Source organism: Sphingomonas sp. (assembly GCF_036387595.1).
In the GTDB taxonomy this organism is placed as follows: domain Bacteria; phylum Pseudomonadota; class Alphaproteobacteria; order Sphingomonadales; family Sphingomonadaceae; genus Sphingomonas.
This window is the reverse complement of the sequence record NZ_DASVTL010000117.1, coordinates 175,771-195,066: the sequence shown is the minus strand read 5'-3', so window position 1 is coordinate 195,066 and position 19,296 is coordinate 175,771. Positions and strand designations below refer to the sequence as shown.

At 64.6% G+C, this 19,296-nt stretch carries 14 protein-coding genes and 3 pseudogenes; 9 read left to right on the top strand and 8 right to left on the bottom strand.

Annotated features, from left to right (window positions below; all coding sequences use genetic code 11):
- Positions 1–19 precede the first annotated feature (19 nt).
- From traG to VF643_RS14470, 3 genes and pseudogenes are all read left to right on the top strand, one after another.
- A pseudogene (gene traG, locus VF643_RS14480) lies at positions 20–1,521 on the top strand (IncP-type conjugal transfer protein TraG); the annotation flags it as partial.
- Between the two features lie 189 nt (positions 1,522–1,710).
- Positions 1,711–2,010, top strand: a complete 300-nt coding sequence (locus VF643_RS14475) for a hypothetical protein (RefSeq protein ID WP_331044085.1) — start codon at positions 1,711–1,713, stop codon at positions 2,008–2,010.
- Positions 1,931–2,848, top strand: a complete 918-nt coding sequence (locus VF643_RS14470) for a hypothetical protein (RefSeq protein WP_331044084.1) — start codon at positions 1,931–1,933, stop codon at positions 2,846–2,848. The genes VF643_RS14475 and VF643_RS14470 overlap by 80 nt, the downstream gene beginning before the upstream one ends.
- Before the next feature lie 536 nt (positions 2,849–3,384).
- Here VF643_RS14470 and VF643_RS14465 read toward each other — a convergent pair.
- The gene (locus VF643_RS14465; protein WP_331044083.1) at positions 3,385–3,534 is read right to left on the bottom strand and encodes a hypothetical protein; all 150 of its coding nucleotides are present in this window, start codon (positions 3,532–3,534) and stop codon (positions 3,385–3,387) included.
- Between the two features lie 305 nt (positions 3,535–3,839).
- Positions 3,840–5,047 (bottom strand): IS3 family transposase gene (locus tag VF643_RS14460; RefSeq protein WP_414713873.1). Its coding sequence is split into 2 segments (ribosomal slippage): positions 3,840–4,765 and positions 4,765–5,047, totalling 1,209 coding nucleotides; the frame shifts between segments, so codons are not numbered across the junction.
- On the opposite strand from VF643_RS14460, the gene VF643_RS14455 reads away from it, so the two are divergent.
- A complete protein-coding gene (locus tag VF643_RS14455) occupies positions 4,935–6,158 on the top strand; it encodes a cation:proton antiporter (protein WP_331044082.1) in 1,224 nt (407 codons plus the stop codon). The two genes, VF643_RS14460 and VF643_RS14455, sit on opposite strands and share 113 nt — an antisense overlap.
- Here the strand turns inward: VF643_RS14455 and VF643_RS14450 are convergent.
- Together VF643_RS14450 and VF643_RS14445 are read right to left on the bottom strand one after the other, a co-directional pair.
- Positions 6,155–7,177 carry a potassium channel family protein gene (locus VF643_RS14450; RefSeq protein WP_331044081.1) on the bottom strand — a complete coding sequence of 341 codons (1,023 nt, stop codon included), beginning with the start codon at positions 7,175–7,177 and terminating at the stop codon, positions 6,155–6,157. The two genes, VF643_RS14455 and VF643_RS14450, sit on opposite strands and share 4 nt — an antisense overlap.
- A gap of 23 nt (positions 7,178–7,200) precedes the next feature.
- Positions 7,201–8,502, bottom strand: coding sequence for an SLC13 family permease (locus VF643_RS14445; protein ID WP_331044080.1), 1,302 nt, complete (start codon positions 8,500–8,502; stop codon positions 7,201–7,203).
- Here VF643_RS14445 and VF643_RS14440 point away from each other — a divergent pair.
- The 5 genes and pseudogenes from VF643_RS14440 to tnpC all read left to right on the top strand — a co-directional run bounded on the left by VF643_RS14440 (position 8,440) and on the right by tnpC (position 13,544).
- Positions 8,440–9,468, top strand: coding sequence for a hypothetical protein (locus VF643_RS14440; protein WP_331044165.1), 1,029 nt, complete (start codon positions 8,440–8,442; stop codon positions 9,466–9,468). The genes VF643_RS14445 and VF643_RS14440 overlap by 63 nt on opposite strands.
- Positions 9,469–9,632: 164 nt before the next feature.
- Positions 9,633–10,804, top strand: a pseudogene (gene nhaA, locus VF643_RS14435) (Na+/H+ antiporter NhaA).
- Between the two features lie 505 nt (positions 10,805–11,309).
- Entirely contained in the window at positions 11,310–11,657 is a 348-nt protein-coding gene (tnpA, locus tag VF643_RS14430) for an IS66-like element accessory protein TnpA (RefSeq protein ID WP_331044079.1), read from the top strand.
- Entirely contained in the window at positions 11,654–12,001 is a 348-nt protein-coding gene (gene tnpB / locus VF643_RS14425) for an IS66 family insertion sequence element accessory protein TnpB (RefSeq protein ID WP_331044078.1), read from the top strand. Before tnpA ends, tnpB begins: the two co-directional genes overlap by 4 nt.
- Before the next feature lie 111 nt (positions 12,002–12,112).
- Positions 12,113–13,544: pseudogene (gene tnpC, locus VF643_RS14420) on the top strand (IS66 family transposase).
- 98 nt (positions 13,545–13,642) lie between these two features.
- Here the strand turns inward: tnpC and VF643_RS16165 are convergent.
- The 4 genes from VF643_RS16165 to VF643_RS14405 form a co-directional block, all read right to left on the bottom strand.
- On the bottom strand, positions 13,643–13,909 hold the full coding sequence (locus VF643_RS16165; RefSeq protein WP_414713872.1) for a tyrosine-type recombinase/integrase: 267 nt from the start codon (positions 13,907–13,909) through the stop codon (positions 13,643–13,645).
- Positions 13,890–14,870 (bottom strand): tyrosine-type recombinase/integrase, encoded by a 981-nt coding sequence (locus tag VF643_RS14415; protein WP_414713871.1) that lies wholly within the window; start codon positions 14,868–14,870, stop codon positions 13,890–13,892. Before VF643_RS14415 ends, VF643_RS16165 begins: the two co-directional genes overlap by 20 nt.
- A gap of 416 nt (positions 14,871–15,286) precedes the next feature.
- Positions 15,287–15,994 (bottom strand): hypothetical protein, encoded by a 708-nt coding sequence (locus VF643_RS14410; RefSeq protein ID WP_331044077.1) that lies wholly within the window; start codon positions 15,992–15,994, stop codon positions 15,287–15,289.
- A complete protein-coding gene (locus tag VF643_RS14405) occupies positions 15,991–19,182 on the bottom strand; it encodes a hypothetical protein (RefSeq protein WP_331044076.1) in 3,192 nt (1,063 codons plus the stop codon). The genes VF643_RS14410 and VF643_RS14405 overlap by 4 nt, the downstream gene beginning before the upstream one ends.
- Positions 19,183–19,296 lie beyond the last annotated feature (114 nt).

Below are 19,296 nucleotides of genomic sequence, written 5' to 3'. Positions count from 1 at the left end.
GGCGGGGAAAGCCGCCACTATGACGCCCACCAGATTGCTGATCGGCCAGATCCTCATCGTCTTCGGACTCGTGATCGGGGGCGTGTGGGCGGCGACGCAATGGGCGGCGGCGATGCTCGCCTATCAGCCCGAACTCGGGTCGCCTTGGGCGATCGTCGCCGGCCTGCCGATCTATCGCCCCTGGGCGCTATTCGCGTGGTGGTATCACTACGATGCCTATGCGCCCGTCGTGTTCGACAAGGCCGGCACGCTGGCAGGCGCCAGCGGGTTCGTCGGCTGCGGCGCGGCGATCGCCGGGTCGTTGTGGCGTGCGCGCCAGTCGAACAATGTCACGACCTATGGGTCGGCGCGCTGGGCGAATCGCCGCGAGATCGATGCCGCCGGTCTCCACCGCGACGCCGGCGTGCTGCTCGGCAGTCTCGGCGGCCGCTATCTGCGCCACGACGGTCCCGAGCACGTCATGGCGTTCGCACCGACCCGTTCGGGGAAGGGCGTGGGGCTGGTCGTCCCCACCCTGCTGTCCTGGACCGGATCGACCGTCGTCCACGACATCAAGGGCGAGAACTGGACGCTGACGGCGGGCTGGCGCTCGCGCTTCTCGCACTGCCTGCTGTTCAATCCGACCGATGCGCGATCGGCGCGCTACAATCCGCTGCTCGAAGTCCGCCGTGGCGCCAACGAAGTGCGCGACGTCCAGAACATCGCCGATATCCTGGTCGATCCGGAAGGCGCGCTCGAACGCCGCAATCATTGGGAGAAGACCAGCCATTCGCTGCTGGTCGGCGCGATCCTGCATGTCCTCTATGCCGAGGAAGAGAAGACGCTCGCGCGCGTCGCAACCTTCCTGTCCGACCCGCAGCGCAGCTTCGTCGCCACGCTCAAGCGGATGATGTCGATCAACCATCTCGGCGATGCCGATCATCCGCGCGTCCATCCCGTCGTCGCCTCCGCCGCCCGCGAACTGTTCAACAAAAGCGAGAACGAGCGTTCCGGCGTGCTGTCGACCGCGATGTCGTTGCTCGGCCTGTACCGCGATCCGACCGTCGCCGAGGTCACCTCGCGCTGCGACTGGCGTATCGCCGACCTGATCGAAGGCGAGCGGCCGGTGTCGCTCTTGTATTTCCGACGCACTCGGCACCGCGACCGAGCAGCGTGCGATGCGCAACTATGCCGGACACCGGCTCGCGCCCTGGCTTGCGCATGTCATGGTCTCGCGCCAGGAGACCGCGCGCGCTGCTGACGCCCGGCGAGGTGATGCAGCTACCGGCGACCGATGAACTCGTGCTGATCTCCGGGCTGGCACCGATCCGCGCCCAGAAATTGCGCTATTTCGCCGACACGAACTTCACCGCGCGTGTCGCACCTGCGCCGTCTCTGGTCGACGGTCGCTATGCCGATTGTCCCAAGCCGCGGTCGAACGACTGGGGCCGCTTCGCGCGCCTCCCCGATACCCGCCTCGAAAACGCGGCGGAAACCGTATCCGCTGACGAAGACGGCGGCATGCAGCAGCAGCGCCATCCCGGCATCGCCGAGGACGCTGGCACCAAGCCCGTCGAGCAGGAGAACGTCCAGCAGCAAATCGCCGACGATGACGGCGATGGCGCGGCCGAGAAGCGCGCGATGGATCAGGCGCGCGGACTGACCCCGGTCGCGGGCGGCTATGGCCTCAACCAGAGCAGCGGGCGCGACCTGCTGCCAGGGATCTGAGCCATGAAGGTCCGCCAGAACCTCTATATCGATCGTGAGATCGCCGACGCGCTCGAAGCGCTGGCGGCCGGTCCCGGCGGCAACAAGAGCCGGCTGGTCAACGACGCGCTCGCCGCCTGGCTCGCCCGGCGCGGTACGAAGGAGATCGACCACCTCTTCAAGGGGCGGCTCGACCGCATGTCGCGCGATCTTGCCGCGATCCGTCGTGTAAACGCTCCGCGGTATGCTGGCGAGCAAGAAGCCCAATCAGGTCGAGGCTGCGAAGCGTGTGTCCACGATGATGCTCGCGCAGGAGGCGGGTGACCAATACGGCACTGTGTTCGGAGCCCTTAGCCGGGAACAGCAGGACAGCGATCTTCAGCCAGATCGGTTGCGCCGGGCGGACGCGGACGCCGATTACGCCGAGACGCGCGCGGAATATGCCCCTGCCCAGCAGCAGGAGCAGCTGCGCGGCCGGCGGGTGCGAACGGCCCATACATCGAGCTTGCTGAACCGGCGCGAAACGCCCCGCCTTACGGCCGCCCCTCAGATCGGTCCGGGCGCCGATGGGCATCGGCATCCGACCGGGCGAGCAGACCGCGACCGACGGCACGGGTGGCGTGTTCGTCGTCCGCAACGGGCAATGGGTGAAGGCACGATGATTTACGCCATGCTCGCCAGCGATGTCGCTGCGATCCTTGATCTGCACGCCTGCGGGCTGACGCTGGCCGACCAGTGGCGCTGGGTTCTGACCGAAGCAGTGCAGCGGACTGGCCTACCGCCCAAGATAGTAGAAGCCGATCTGCGAAACCACGGGTTTGTCCCTACCGGGATCGAGCTTGCCGATGACGAGGTCTGCGAGGCGATCGTCACCGGGGCCGTGCGCCGAATGGATGCGAGCGAAGAGCCGCACAACCACGTCGCCGTCGGGGAAAGCTGGTCGGACATGGCCGCGCGGATCGCGGGTCGGATCGAACGCATCAGTTCCGGCGCTACGCCGCGGGAGCGAGCGCTGGCCGAGATCAGCGTCCTTCATCAGGTCGACGCTCATGTCGCGGCTCGCGCTCTGGCGCATCTCGGCCGGGTCGGCACCGAGGTCGGGTCGGCTGTGATCAGCGGCGCGAGCCTGTTCATCGCCCCCTCTAGCTACACGGAGCACTGACATGATCCCTCACGTCGCCACTCAGTTGCAGGTCGACCACGCCCTGATGGTCGCCGCCACCGAGCAGGCCCGGAGGGAAGGCATTAGCCGAGCCGAGTTCACCGGCGCGCCATCGCCGCCCAGGTGAAGCGCGCCGCGTGAGCCTGCCGCCGCTGCCCGCCGGATTGAAGCTGGACAGCTCCAGCCGGGACGACACGCCTGCACCGCCGCGTAGGCGTCGCGACAAACCGCGGGAGACCGTCCGCCTCCGGGCGGGCGAGACCGTCCGCCTCGATCCGCCAACGGGTGACGCGCACGACGGCGACACCTTCCGTCTTCGCACCGGAGAGAACGCCAGGTTGTTCGGAGTGGACGCGTTCGAGCTGGACCAGACCGGCCTCGCGCGAGATGGCAGCACCGTTCCCTTGGGTGCCGAGGCGCGACGCCGGCTTCTCGCTTTTGCCCAGCCCGATGCGACGGTCACGGGGACGGGCGACAAGACCTACGATCGCCCGGTTGCCACGCTGGACCGGAACGGGGATGCGGCAACCGCACTGCTAGACGCCGGACTGGGTATCGCCACGCCAGAATATCTGCGCGGCAACGACGATGCTCGCACCCGTTACATGGAAGCCGAGCGGCTTGCCCGCCTGAACCGTCGTGGTGCGTGGCAGACGCAGTTCGAACAGCCCTCGTCCTATCGGCACGGCACGCCCGATCCTTGGGCGAGGCGGAATACAGCAGCACACCGCTCCCAGGCGGCAGCGCTGTGTTCTGGGACGAGCCGACGCCGATGCAGGGCCTGCGTCCAGAAATCGAGCGCGGCTATGTCTCAATCTGGCAGAATAGGAAGTCGAAGCCAGAAGACCTGCTCGCCTATGCGAAGGCGAACGGCTTCACCGTCGATCCGGAACAGACCCGCCGTCGTTATGCCCAGCGCGACAAGGGTGCGCGCGCCGGCGGTCAGGTTGGATATGCCATGATCTTCCCTCGGTTCGGCGGACACGCGGGGTTAGCCGCTCATGCGCTGCTCGGCCTGTTCGGGCGTAAGGTACCCGATGGCCGAGTGCATGCGGTGCCGGTTGTAGTAGCCCTCGATGTATCCGAACAGCGCCTGTCTCGCTTCGACCTGCGTCACCCATCGGCACTGATGGACGAGCTCGACCTTCAGGGTGTGGAAGAAGCTCTCCATCGGGGCATTATCGTAGCAATTTCCGGTACGGCTCATTGATGGCGTAGCGCTGATCGCGGTCAAGTGATCGACGTAAGCACCGGCTGCATATTGCGATCCGCGATCCGAGTGGCAGATGAGACCGGGTGCCGGTCGTTGCCGCTGCGCTGCCATCATCAGCGCCGCGAGCGGCAGTTCGGTCCGCATGTGATCGCGCATGGCCCAACCGACGATCTTGCGGGTCGCCAGATGGAGCACGGCCGCCAGATACAGCCAGCCTTCGCCTGTCGCGATATAGGTGATGTCGGCAAGCCAGATCCGGTTTGGCGCGGTTGCCGCAAAGCGCTGGGCCAGCAGGTTCGGGGCGATCGGAAGATAGTGGCGACTGTCGGTCGTGCATGGTCGGAACCGGCGCCCTGCCAGCGCACGGATGCGATGCCGGCGCATCAGCCGCTCGACGCGGCCGCGGCTGCATCGATAGCCCTCCGCCCGCAGGGCGGCGTGCATCCTCGGCGATCCGTATCGCCCCTGATGTCGCACCTGGAGCCGACGCACGTCGCCAAGCAGCGCCAGGTTCGCCGTCGTTCGCGCACTCGGCGGCCGACCGCGCCAGTCGTAATAGCCGCTACGCGACACGCCGAGCATGCGGCACATGACGTTCACCGGCCAGATGGACGCATGCTGCTCGATAAAAGCGAACTTCACCGCGGCATCTCCGCAAAGCCTGTCCCGAGCGAAGTCGAGGGGATGCCGACGGCTTTTTTTAGGATGTCGCGCTCCATCCGCGCGCGGTCCAACTCGCGGCGCAGCCGGGCGATCTCGGACGCCCGATCTGCTGGCGACGCCATCGTCGATACTGGCGGCTTCGCCGCCGGGCTTGCCGGCGGGGCGCTGCCCTCATGTAACTTGCGCTGCCAGCGACGCAGCATCGTCGGCATGATCCCCAACTCGCCCGTCACCTCGGTCTGCATCCGACCGCTCGTCTCCCACAGCGCCACGGCCTCGCGCTTGAACTCGTCCGTGAACCGACGTTTTGTCGTACTTGCCATCATACACCTCCTGGCTCCGCGGAGCCTATCATTGGTGTCCGTCAAACCGAGGGAAGATCAGTTGAAGCTCGACCGGGTGTTCAGCTGGAAACGGTGGGCAATAACCTGGCGGTTGCTTGGCCCGACCATGCTGCTCACCATCGCCGCGGTCACGATCATCGGCGTTTGGTTGCTCGCGCTGCCGCTGCCGCTGGCGATCCTGCTGGGGGGAGCACTGGCACCTACCGATCCGGTGCTCGCTGCCGACGTTCAAGTCGGTCCGCCGAAGACGGGCGAAGAGGACGAAGTGCGCTTCGGACTTACCTCCGAAGCCGGGCTTAACGACGGGCTTGCCTTCCCCTTCGTGAACCTTGCCGTGGCGCTCGCGGCGGCGGCTGCGACGGGTGAACCTTGGGTCGCCAAGTGGGTGCTCCACAGCATTCTGTGGGAGATCGCGGTCGCCATAGCGATCGGATGGGGCATCGGGCGGTTGTTCGGGTGGATCACCTTCCACATACCGGCCGACAGCAAGCTCGCGCAGACGGGCGACGGCGTGATCGCGATCGCCGCGACGCTGATCTCCTACGGCATATGCGAGATGGCGCAGTGCTACGGTTTTCTTGGCGTATTCGTGGCAGCGCTCGCCATCCGTCACGCGCATCGCAGCCACGATTTCCAGCGCGACATGCACGATTTTACCGAGCAGATCGAACGTATCGCGATGATGGTGGGGCTGCTGCTATTCGGCGGTGCGTTGGTCAGCGGGCTCCTCGCGCCGATCGGTTGGATCGAAGCATTTGTCGCCGCGCTGATCCTGCTGGTGGTCCGGCCCGTCGCTGGTATGATCAGCCTATCCGGCTTCAGGGCCAATCTGAGCGAAAAGCTGACCCTCGCTTTTTTCGGCATCCGCGGCGTGGGGTCGTTCTACTATCTCGCTTACGGCTTGAATCACATGGACATGGACGTGGGCGGTGGCGAACGGCTCTGGGCGATCATGGGCCTCGTCGTGCTGCTCTCGATCCTGATGCACGGGCTGACCGTGACCCCTGCGATGCGCCTGCTGGACCGGCTTCATGGGCGCGACCCGGATGCGGGCGACGACGTAAGCGCGGTCGCCGCCGATGCGCGCTAGACGTTCGGCACAACCTCGACGATGAAATCACCGCTTTGCAGAAGACCGGCCTCGGTCTCCCAGAAGCCGATCATCGTCTCGCCCCGATAGATGCGGTGGCCCAAGCCGGTCTTGATCTGCGAGAGGGGCTTGCCGATCTCATCCGCCGTCACGCAGCGCTCGCGCAGGGCGACGCGCCCACCCGATGCCGCCAGGTCGGCCATATAGTCCGCGATATGAGAGCCGTGTGTCGAGCCGGCAAGAAGGAGACCAGCAAAGCTCGCCGGGTTGATGACGGTGTCGGCGCCAGCCTGCCGCGCAAGCGCCTCATTGTCTTCCGAGCGGATCACGACACTGATCGAAACCTGAGGCGCAAGCCGACGGGCGGTTAGAACGATCAGGATGGAAGTATCGTCCCGGCCTGCGGATACGATGATGGAGTCAGCCTGTGCGACCGCGACCGCTTCCAACGCTGCATTGCGGGTGGCGTCGCCTTCCATCACCGTTGCGCCGCAATCCTTGGCGATGCGCAGCGCGGCAGGGTCGGCGTCGATAACCACAATCGTCTGCGGATCGGCACCGCGGCGAACAAGCTCGCTAACCGCCTCGGAACCGCTGGTGCCATAACCGGCGACGACGACATGACCCCGGAGATGCCTCTGAATGCCCTTCATGCGCCATTTCTCCCACACCCGCCTGAGCAGAAAGTCATAGGCCGTACCAAGGAAGATCAGCCAGACGAACAGGCGAATGGGGGTCACCACGAAGGTGTCGAACAGCCGCGCCTGCTGCGTCACGGGTACGATGTCGCCGTAGCCCACCGTCGTGATGGTAATCATCGTGAAATAGAGCACATCGGCGAAGCTGATCGCGCCATCCACATTGTCGCGCAGGCCGTCACGGTCGAGCCAGTGTACCGCAAGGGCTATGCCGATAAGGCCGAATGCGAGCAATACGCGCCATATGAGCGACAGCCAGACCGGGGTCCGGCTCTTGCGGTGCAAGCTGTATGGAGCAGGATCAGTGTCGCGGGCGGGCATGCCCTTGTGTAGCGACGAAGCCGCTAGAACGGGAAGAAAATGGGAATGGCGATCACGCCGGCGACCCAAGTGACGAGATTCAGCGGCACGCCGACCCTCACAAAATCCATATATGTGTATTTGCCGACCTGGAACACGAGCACGTTGGTCTGATAGCCGAACGGGGTGGCGAAGGCAGCGCTGGCGGCCATCATCACCGCGATCAGGAATGGCCGCGGCGCGACGCCAAGGCTCTCGGCCAGTGCGACCGCGACCGGAGTGACGAGTACCGCGACGGCGGCATTGGACAGAAACTCGGTCGCGAACAGCGTCACGCCGTAAAGGATGGCCAAAGCCACCAAGGGTCCGAACGGCCGGATGAAGTCGATCAGCAACGCCGTTCCCGCCGCGGCCAGCCCCGTTACCTCGATCGCCAGGCCGACCACCACCATGCCCGCGATCAGCAGCAGCACCTCGGGGCGAAGCCCGGCATAGGCTTCTTCCGGGCTGATGATTTTAAGCAGGATCAGCAGGACGGCGCCGGCAAAGGCCGCCGCGGCGATGGAGGTTATGCCGGTCGCAGCGGCAAGGATCACCGCAAGAAAGACGCCAAGGGAAATGATCGCCCGCTTAAGATCGAAGGGTTTGTTGACGGCGAACAGCTCGGGATTGCCCATCGTTCCGTCGCCAGTCTGCTCCTGGAGTTCGCCCTCCGACAGGGGCGCACCGTCGTCCCCTCGAGCCAGCAACCGTCCGCCGATCAGGAACAGATAAAGACCCCCGGCTGCGGCGACGATCAGCCCCACGGGTGTGATCTCGAATACGCCGAACACCGGCTGGCCGGCGTTTCTCGCCATGTCGTTGACCAGCAGGTTGGTCGACGTGCCGATCAGTGTGCAGGCGCCGCCCATGATGGTGATGTAGCTGAGCGGGATCAGGAAGCGCTTGGGCGACAGACGCAGCGACACTGCCACGTCCTTCACGACGGGGGCGGCCAGCACCACGATCGGGGTGTTGTTGAGAAACGCCGATGCGCCGCCGCACAGGACGAGCACCAGCCACAGCCCCGCGCTTCCCAGTCGGGCGCACATTTTCGTCGCCTGACGGATCAGGACGCCCAGAAAACCGGAAAGCTCGATCGCGTAGGCAATGATGAACAGGCAGGCTAACGCGATGATTGCCGGGCTGGCGAATGCGCCCTGCACCTCGATGGGACGAATGACCCCTAAAAGCATGAGCGACGCCGCAGCGGTCAAAGCCGCGACTTCCGAGCGGATTTTGCCGTGGATCAGCACGCCGACAACAACGACCAGGACGACAAGCGCCGCAATCTGATTGAAATTCATAATCCCGGCAGACCCTCAAGCCGTCCATACGTCAACTGTGGCTGCGTAGCGCTCCCATTGTGCGTGAGCTGTGCTATCCCGTCTCACATGTCTTGCAGCGCACCGAACAGGACGGCCGGCGATATCGCCGCGAGGGTGGCCTCTGCCCTTTCACTTGCCGGCCTGCTGCTCGCGGGCTGCAATCAGAAAAACCCTGACCCGGCGCCGACGAACGTCCAGACAGAGACGCCGACCACGCCTGCGGAACTCGACGCGCCAGTTGCGCCGGCACCACCTTCCGCCTTGACGCGGGGCGATCTCGTCAGTGCGGCCGGTCAGGCGGCATCCGCCTATGTCGAAGGCCAGACGCTGCCGGAAGCGGACCCGCTGGTGGGACGTAGCTTTGCCGTGCGGGTGCCGTTCGGTTGTAACGGGCCTAGTCTGCCAGACGCGGCGAAAGACGAGCGCGACGGCCTGGCCGCGTGGACCTGGAGTTCGGATCGGAAAACGATCCAGCTCAGCATGACACCGGGTGACTGGACCGGCTCGGCGTTGCTTGCCGAGACCGACGCCGCGGGAAAATGGGAGGCGGTCGAGGGCTTCTGGATACCTCGCCCGTGGCTCGCATCCGAATCCTGCCCCGCGGTTCAAGCCGATCCCTCGCAAACAGAGGCGCTTCCCGCCTCACCGCAGACGGTCGGACTTGCGGCCGTGTTCGAGGCGGGAAGCTCGCGGATCGGTCGTCGCGATGGACGGGCCTACGAGTTCACGATCCGGGCAAAGGGCAACGAGCCGCTGTCGCCGCCAGACAAGGGCTATCGAATGCTGCTGGAAGGGCGCGTTGCATCGTTCCCGAACGGGCGAGCGATCGAGTGTCGCGCCCCTGGACCGGAACAGCGTCCGGTCTGCATCGTCGCCATCCAGCTCAATCAGGTCTCTTATGAGGACGCGAGCGGCCGTACCTTGAGCCAATGGAGTTCTGGATAACAACGGTCACGACGGAGATATAACAGCCGCCCCAACATCGGCGCGAGGTTGTTTCACCGCGCAGCCGATGCAATAGACCCCTTGGGTGCTCCCGTTTCGGTGTCGGTGGGCAGGTTTTCACGCTGGTCGGGCCGCTGGCGGATTCCTGTGCGCGGGTACCGTCGATGAACCAGAAGACCCATGCGCGCCCGAGCGCGATTCGCCGTTTTCTCGAAGCGCAATCCTCTGCCGGGATCATGCTGATGGCGGCCGCGGTCGTCGCGCTTCTCATCGCCAACTCGCCGATGGGTCCGGGCTATGGTGAGATGCTTCACACGTACGTCGGGCCGCTGTCGCTCGAACATTGGATCAACGACGGCATGATGGCCGTGTTTTTCCTTCTCGTGGGTCTGGAGATCAAACGCGAGGTGCTGGACGGCCAGCTTTCGACTTGGTCGCGGCGCATCCTACCGGGCATCGCCGCTGCGGGCGGGATGATCGTGCCGGCACTCATCTACCTGGCCTTCAATCGTGGTCCTACCGCAGCGGGGTGGGCGATCCCCGCCGCGACCGACATTGCCTTTGCACTTGGAGTCATTGCCCTACTCGGTAATCGCGTTCCGGCGTCGCTGCGCGTGTTTTTGGCGGCACTGGCGATCATCGACGATCTGGGTGCGGTCCTCATCATCGCGATGTTCTACACCGCCGACCTGTCGTTGCCCGACCTGGCGGGAGCGGGCGTGGCAGTCGCGGTGCTGATTACCCTCAACAGGTTCGGTGTCCGCCGACTGTCTCTATATCTGCTGGTCGGGCTGGTCCTGTGGGTGCTGGTGCTGCGCTCGGGCATCCATGCAACGCTCGCCGGCGTCATGCTGGCTTTCACCATCCCGATGGAATCGACGCCAAGCCGTTCCGACGCCGACTGCGTCAGTCCGCTGCATAGACTGGAGCACGCCCTTCATCTGCCTGTCGGTTTCTTTATCGTGCCGATCTTTGGCCTCGCTAACGCGGCCGTGCCGGTTCTCGGGCTGCCCCTGGCGCGCTGATCGCGCCGGTCACGTTGGGCGTTGCAGCGGGGTTGTTGATCGGGAAAGTCGTGGGCGTGTTCGGCTTTGCCTTGCTTGCCGTGCGGTTCGGGCTGGCCGACATGCCCGCACATGCGAGCCGACCTCAGATGCTCGGTGTCGCACTGCTCTGCGGGATCGGGTTCACCATGAGCATCTTCATCACGCCGCTCGCTTTTCCGAACAGCCTCTTGTTTCAGTCTGAGGCAAAAATCGGCGTGTTGGCCGGATCGCTCATCTCGGGATTGCTGGGCTATGCAATTCTGCGTCGTGCAAAACGTGATCAGACATGATGCCCGAAGCCAAATATCGAATGGTGCCAAAACCGAACGGTTGTGACACCAAGGCGCGAGCTTCTTGACACGTGACCCGGCGTTTCGCTGATCTGTCCCATGCTAGTCGCGATCACGAGCACTGATGTCCGGCTCGCTGGCTGCATCGATGTCCGGCGCCGCTCTGTTCCAGCGTGGACCATGCCAGTGCCTCTTCCTACATCGCTTTTGTGGCGTTGTTCGGGGCGCGAGCGACGGTTGTGCGTCTAACCGCGCTAGTGCTGAGCATCATCGGTGCGACGTCTGCGTCGGCTCGGTTCGTGCGCGCCGGGCCACGCGATGGCCTTACTGCTGGGCGCGTTGCCGCGGGCGTTCCTAGGCGCCGCGATCCAGTTGTCGCGCCATCTCAATACCTCGCAACCCCGCTGTAAGCGTCCGGTCTTGCCCGCCTTGCGCGTGGGGTGAGCGGCAAGCCACAGGTGCGGCACCTATGGCTACGCGGATTATTGAGGTTGGGAACGCGGGCTTGGCGGAACCGCGGCGGTTCACTGACGACGACAAGGCCCGGATCGTCTCTGAGGCGATGATGCCGGGCGCGAACGTGGGAGATGTCAGCCGACGCTACCGCGTCTGCAAGTCGCTGATCTATCGCTGGCGGCGCATGCTGCTGCGCGACGGCGTAGCGGTTCGGACGGCGCAACTGCCCGCGCCCACATTCGTGCCTGTCGAGGTGGCGATCATGCCCGTTGCATCGCAACCCGAGCCGCTCGGGCCGGGCGTAGTCGAGGTGCTCGGGTCAGGCGGGCAGCGCGTGCGGTTAGCGCCGCCTATCGACGCGCGGGTGCTCAAGGCCGTGCTGGCCGGGTTCGGGTGATCGGCCCTCCAGCCGGCGTGCGGGTGTATCTGGCGGCTGGCGTCACAGATATGCGCAAGGGCTTCGACGGGCTCGCCGCGCTTGTCCAGCAGCGCCTTTGCCAGAACCCGTTTGGGGGCGCTGTGTACGCCTTTCGGGGCAAGCGTGGCGATCTGATCAAGCTGCTGTGGTGGGACGGCCAGGGTCTGGTGCTCCACGCCAAGCGGCTCGAGCGCGGCAAGTTCACCTGGCCGGCGACCGCGGACGGCGTCGCCGTGCTTACCCCGGCGCAGTTATCGATGCTGCTTGAAGGCGTGGACTGGCGGCACCCGATCCGGTCGTCCCAACCGACGTTGGCGTGGTAAAAAGCACGCTTTTCTGCGGTTCTCACGTGCATGGGCGATGCCGCTCTGGTATAAGCGATCGTGTTGCTCGATGCCGCCTCGCTGCCCAACGACGTGGAGCTGCTCAAGACCATGCTCGTCGTCGCGGACGCAGAGCTGGAACAGCTTCGCATGCAGGTCGCCCGGCTCCGGCGCATGGCGTTTGGCCGCTCGTCCGAGCGCCTTACCCGCGAAGCCGACCAGCTGGAACTCGGACTGGAAGAGGCCGAAGCCGAAGCGGCGGCCAAGATCCCGCCCGCGGTTGCGCGTGCTCGCGACGCCGCCAAGCCACATCGCCAGCCGCTTCCGGAGCATCTGCCGCGCGAGGAGGTTTTGCACGAGCCGTCTTGCGTGTGTCCCGATTGCGGCGGTGCCATGCGGCGCATGGGCGAGGACGTAACCGAGCAGCTCGACTACGTCCCGGCCTCGTTCCGCGTCGTGCGCCACGTCCGACCACGTCTCAGCTGCCGCGCGTGTAAGCGCATCGTCCAGATGCCTATGCCCTCCATGCCGATCGAGCGCGGCCGTCCCGGTGCCGGGCTGCTCGCGCATGTGCTGGTGTCCAAGTACGCCGACCACCTCCCGCTCTATCGCCAGTCGGGCATCTATGCCCGGCAAGGCGTCGATCTCGCCCGCTCCACGCTGGCCGATTGGGTGGGGCGCTCGGCCAGGCTCCTCGACCCGCTGGTCGACGCGCTCGAACGGCACGTGATGAGCGGCTCTACGCTGCATGCCGACGACACGCCTGTGCCGGTGCTCGCGCGCGGCGCGGGTCGCACCAGGACCGGTCGGCTCTGGACCTATGTTCGTGACGAGCGCGGTTATGCCGGCGATGCGCCCCCGGCTGTGCTGTTCCGCTATGCACCCGATCGCAAGGCGGAGCGCCCCACGATGCATCTCGCCCGGTTCCGGGGTGATCTTCATGCCGATGGCTATGCCGGGTTCGACCGGCTCTACGGCGAGCGCATTGCCGAGGTCGCCTGTTGGGCGCACGTCCGCCGCAAGTTCTTCGATATTCACGCTGCCACCGGCTCCGCCACCGCGCGTCAGGCGCTGGACCACATCGCTGGGCTGTATGCAGTCGAGGGCGACGTCCGGCAGACCGCCGGACGAGCGACGACGCGAGCGTCAGGCCAGGGCGGGTCCGCTGCTGGATGCGTTCCGCCAGTGGCTCGACGTGACCGGCCCCAAGCTGTCCAGGCGCTCCGACCTCGCGGTCGGCATCCGCTACGCGCTTGCGCGCTGGTCGGCGCTCACCTGCTACATCGCCGACGGTCGGCTTGAGATCGACAACAACGCGGCCGAGCGCTCGCTGCGCGGCATCGCCATCGGTCGCAAGAATTGGATGTTCGCAGGCTCCGACCAGGGCGGCCACCGTGCCGCCAGCATCTACAGCCTCGTCGAGACAGCCAAGCTCAACGGCGTCGATCCCGAAGCTTGGCTGACCGATACCATCGCCCGCATCGCCGACCATCCTGCCCGCCGCGTTGCCGACCTGCTGCCCTGGAACTACCGCCCAGCCTAAGCCCACACCCTCACCGGACGCTTACACCCCGCTCGGGTGACCGTCGATTGATAAGTCAACGGCACTGCAGGTTCAAAGGCTTTTCGCGGACGCGGACTTCAAGCGCAGGCTAATAGCGCGCCGTGCGGTTCCGTTTGCGTAGACCCTTCGCGGAGCTGATCCAGATGATCGCTCCACCACTGGTGCATCGCCACCCGTTCGTCCCAATAGCGACCCCGATTGTAGATGGCTCGAATGCTGTTCGCGTCGGCGTGGGCGAGAGACCGTTCGATAGCATCCGGACTCCAGCGACCGCTCTCGTTGAGCAGCGTCGATGCTGTGGTCCGTAGACCGTGTGGCGTCACTTCACCCAGCCCGTAGCCCATCCGACGAAATGCCTGATTGACAGTGTTCTCGCTTAGGGGACGTAGTGATGTGTGAAATGCAGGGGAATACGAAGCCGTCCGGCCCGGTAAGCGGAAGCAATTCGTGCAAATAGCTCAGCACCTGTCGAGATAACGGAACCTCGTGCATTCTACGCATCTTCATGCGTTCTGCTGGAACTTGCCAAACGGCGTTTTCAAGATCGAACTCCGGCCACTTAGCCAGTCTCAGTTCTCCCGGGCGCGCCATCAAATGCGGCGCGAGTTGCATTGCGATCCGGGTCACTGTGTGACCGGAATAGCTGTCGATCGCGCGAAGAAGCTCGCCGACGCCTCTAGGGTCGAGGATCGCGGCGTGATGGGTGACTTTTGGCACGACGAGTGCGCCACGCAGGAGGCTTGTTGGGTCGGTTTCGCCGCGCCCTGTCGCAACGGCGTAACGGAAGATGCGGCTGGCAAATGAGCGGCACCGGCGCGCAGTCTCGTGCTTGCCCTTCGCCTCGATCCGCTTGAGGGCAGCGAGGACGTCGAGCGGCTTGAGGTCGGCCGCAGGCCGAGCGGCGATTGGCTCCAACTGCTCCAGCAGCCAATTTGCCTTGGTAGTGGTTGTGCCTGCCCGACCCTCCGCAACCATCTTGTCGATATATTCTCTGGCTATATCGCCAAAAGTGTTTGCCGCTTTGAAAGCCGCAACCAGTTTGTCGTGCTTGCGCTCTGCCAGCGGATCGTGGCCAGCCTCCAATGTCCGCCGGGCGGCGTCTCGACGACGGCGAGCGTCGGCGAGGCCGATCTCAGGGTAGCGTCCCAGCGCCAGCCGCTTCTGCTTGCCGATGAACCGATACTTGTAGCGCCATAGCCGCGATCCGTTGGGATGGACCTCGAGGTAAAGGCCGCCTTCGTCCGCGCACTGAAAAATCTTGTCCGTCGGACGAAGACTTCGGATTTGGACGTCCTTGAGCGGCATGATGAGTCTCCTCGACTGACCCCAAGGGACGCTCGTCGAAGACCTGGCGGAGCCGTGGTGCCATCAAATTTCATCAAGGCCATCATGGCCTCGCTCGTGGCACCATATGGCCCCGGATGGTCTGAAATCGCCTGAGACATCCCGGGATCGGTGAAGCCCTTTTATGGCGGAAATTCAGGGTTTTGTCGATCCTCCGGAGACATCTCGGGAAGAACAAATGGTGCCCCACAGGGGACAAAGATGGGCACTCAGATCATTGGCGAATATTGGTTCGAAGGGACTGATAATAGGCCGGCAGGAGACCGTCCGGTCAGAGGATAGCGGGCATAGCTGCCGATCCGGCGCATCCGCGCAGTTTTCACTTGTGCATGGGGGCCGGCTGGCGACGTCGCCTTCGGATGAGAACCGCTGAATGCCTAGGTGTCAACGAAATCGTGCTGGAGTCCCAGGTAGAGGCGAAGCATGCGCAAGAGGCCGATGAAGCCAGATGCGTCGGCGAACGTGGCCTGTTCCAGGAATATCCGCCTCAGCTGGGGCTTTCTGTCCGGGAGCAGTTCGCGGTGTCTACGACCACCGGCAACGTGGTTGGAAATCACGGCATCTGGATGTTCAGCCGTAAAGGTTGCCCATATCCTCTCCGAGCAGAGATCCTCGATCTCCCAGTCGATGCGGCCAAACGGCACGTTGACCTGCGCAATCTCCATCGATCGGTCGTATCCAGGTGTGAAAACCGGCATTACTGGGTGAAGCAGGAAGATATCGACGTACGGCTGTATCCGCCTGTCGAACCTCGAAGCCACCGCGAACGCACTTCTGCCAGCGGCATCCTTATCGAACAGCCCGATGAACCGGTATAGTAATGCCCCGTTCGCGTCCCTTTCGCCCTCGGCTAGCTGCCAGAAGAAGTTCAGTCGCCGATTAACGCCATCGACTCCGCCATCATCGCCCTGTCCCGACGCCACGATGGCGAGGTCACCGTCCAGAAGATGCCTGCCTCGCTCGGCCGCATGAAGCTCGGACGCGCGGGTCAGATACGCGACGTCGGAGGTGCCTTCGACAATCACGTTGTTGCGCGCCAGATTCCAACCCAACGGACCGGCGTAGCGCTCGACTGTTCCGCTCACCGCCGCGCCGCCGTAAGCGGCCTGAGCAGCGGCCCGTTGTGACCGAAGGAGATGTATCCCGCCAATTCCGACCCCGGCGCAAGCCTGACCTGACCGAATTCCGCGGGCCGAAAAGGGGCCTCGACGCCTCTGAGCTCCGAGACCTTCGCGAACGCCCGGCCCTCGGCGTTGGTCGCAACGCGCGCACGGACCTGGCGGCGTTCCGCCCCGGACGCGTCGAGCAGCCAGTGCAGCCTCTGCGGAACTTCGACGAAATGTTCACCACGGCGCCACAACGACCTGAGCTGACGGAACTGATTGTCACCTTCGTTCGCACGGTCCAGCTGGAACATCAGCAGCGCCATTTCGAGTTGCATTTGGGGCGTGAAGGCTGGTCCACTCGCGCTCAGCGACTGAAGCAGATTGAGCTGCAGCAGGAAGTCCAACGGACGATCGATGCATATGAGCAGATAGCGCAGCTTCACCGCCTGGACGTTGCCGTTCAAGATCGGTTCGGCCAGAACCATGGCGGCGGAAGCGCGATTGGCGGCCGGCAAGTCCGCCAGAGATGAGCCTTGCAACCGGCCCACGCCAGCGCCCAGCCTCGCGAGAGCCACCGCGATCGCGCCAAGCTCTGTTCCCAGATCAGCCTTCTCCGGTCCGCCGCTCTTCAGCAGCAGGCTGAACGCCCGTTCGGCAAGGCGACCCAAAGCGTTGCGGCGCGGCTCGGACCCCGGTCGGTCCATAAGCCCGTATACAAGCGCGAGGACCTCGAGGGCGCGTTCGGCCGCTAGCTCTTCATTAGCCGCGCCCTGGGCGAGCAGGGCGCGGCCGTATGTCTCAGCTACGAAGGAATTGTCGGGGTTGAGCGAATACGCCTCACGTGTCGCCTCCTGCGCCGCCATCCGAGTGGATCGGATCAGCTCCTCGTCGCAGCCCGCGTCCGCCTGAGCCTCGGCCAGGTCGTGCAGTGCGTGCGCGAGCGAATTAAAGAGGTTGATATCGGACTCGCCGCCAGTGCTGGCATCGAGCCGGAGGGCAGTCCGCAAGTCGTCGGTCGCGCGATTGAGCAGCTCGACCCTTTCGGCACTCGACAGCATGAAGCCTTCGCCATCGGCGGCGATGCGCCTGCGGGAGATCGCGCAATGGTGGAGGAAGGTCCTGCTTGTCGCGCGCAGCGATCGCGGCATCTGGTCGAGCGCATCCAGAACCTCCCGCCAGAAGATCATGAACGAGCCGTGCCCATGGCCGGGATCGATCTTGAAGATCGAGATCGCGAAGGCGTCGGCGACTTCTCTTAGGTGCGCCTGCTGCAGCACCGGCTGAGCCGAGATTTCTCGCAGCAGCATGAAGCGGAGATGCTCCGACGTGGTCGCCGACGCGAAGCCGAGCGCCTCGCGCGTGGCATAGTCGTTGAACAGCCCGTTGATCACAAATCGCCCAAGTAGGTTGTGCGCCATCGCCCAGTAGCGACTCGTCTCGCCCCGCACCCGGATCAGACCAAGCACCCCGAGCTCTTTACGGGAATCCTCGATCCGGTCTGCGATCGGCCAGCCATCGGTATCAGGGAGTAGCTCGTCGGGAAGCGGTTCGCGGACGGTGCTGAATGCCGCGATTCGCAGCAACGCGGACTTGAGTTCGGCATCGGCCGTCTGGTCGCGGAACGCACGGTACACGCGCGATTCGACAGTCTCGTTGAGATCAATCTGACGCTGAAGCCAGAACGAGAGGACGATCCAGAAGGCGGCGACGCCCCGCGTGTCTTGGACGGCAGACGCGTTGAAAAACGCTTGCCATTCCTGCGAGGTTCGCGCTGAATTGTGGGGGGCGAGGAAGCGGTTCAGATGAGCACCGAGCCTCAGCGCATCCGGCGCCTCGACGCGGTGGGAGAGGATCGCCAGCTCAACGAACCTAGAGTCGCTCAGGACGTCGATCCCGACCTGTGGTCCCATCGGAAGCACTATGCAGACCCGGCGACCGCTGCGCGCGATCTCGCGGGCGAAGTTTAGCAGCTCGTTGTGCCTGCCGGCCCAATCGCTCTGGTCGAAAATCAGGACACATGGAACTTCGTATAGGCGACCGACCTCGTGCTGCGGACGATCAGCGCCGATCAGTCTCGTCAGCAGGCCAGACACCTCAAGCCCTGACGGCGAGGATGGGCTTCGTCGCGCCACCAAGGTTGGGTAGCCCGCCGCCGCCGCCCTCCAGCCGAGATCACGCACGAACGTCGTTGCGCCCGCTCCTGGCTCGGTGCTGACATATAGGATGCGATTGGCCTCAACGCCGGTCCTGTCGAGCGTTCGAAGTCGGTTGCGGAGCGTCTCCCAAGTCCGCGGGTCACGTTGCCACGGCAGGCCCGCCGCGTATGGGCGCCATGACCCTGCGGGATCAGCGAAGAAACCCTCAACTTCGCCAGCAGTCAGATCTTCGGGGAGGATAGGTGTCAGCGCGTCGGTTCCGATCAAGTCGAAGGACGACAGGACCGGCCGCTGCGGATCGTCGATGCGTCCGACATCGACGTTGCGCAGGCCTCCCTTCTCGTTTCGCATCCGAACGACAAGGGAGCCGTCTCGACCCAGCAGATATTCACGCTGGATCGCTTCGGCGAACTGCTGCAGCGAAGCTTCAACTACAGCGACGCTGCTGGCTGTGTGCTCGGCCCGCCATTGATTGACCACCTCGCCCGCCACCGGGTCATCGGTGACGAAGGTGACCACTGTCCGAAAGCCGTCTTCCCAAAGATCGGTGAGACCGGCCGGGATCGCGAAGACTCCCGAGCTGACAACGACGAGCTGCCGCACCGATCGCTTGCGCAACTCCTGCAGCATGGTCAGCCGCCGAGTAATCGCGGCCAAGCCGGTTTTGCGCTGTCCGCTCCTGCCATTAAGCAGCAGCACCGCAAGGTGTCGGGGCGGCAGGAGCACGTCCGCGGGGTCGGTGTCCACGATATGCAGAAGGCCGCGGCGGCGCACCAGCGGATCGTCAATAGGCTCAGGCCCTTCTAGACCGCTGAGGAACCCCTCGTCGGAACGATCCGACAGGACAACACTCCAGGGAAGCCGCGCTACGACTACCGCATTCTCTGGGTCCGAAGCCCCGTCGCCGGACAGCCACAACGCTACGTCGCGGCTGTCCAGCTGAGTAAGAATGGGTGCGGGGATCGCCACCGTTGCTGTTCTCGAAGTCGTCATGGGCTGAGCGTCGAACAAGATCGGGACCTTGTCCAGCGGTGAGGATCGGGCGCCTCCCCCGAAAAGCGGCGGCGAAAGCCGTCTCAATCACATTACGGGTTGCGCCGGTTGACTGCTAGACCGGGTCGCGTT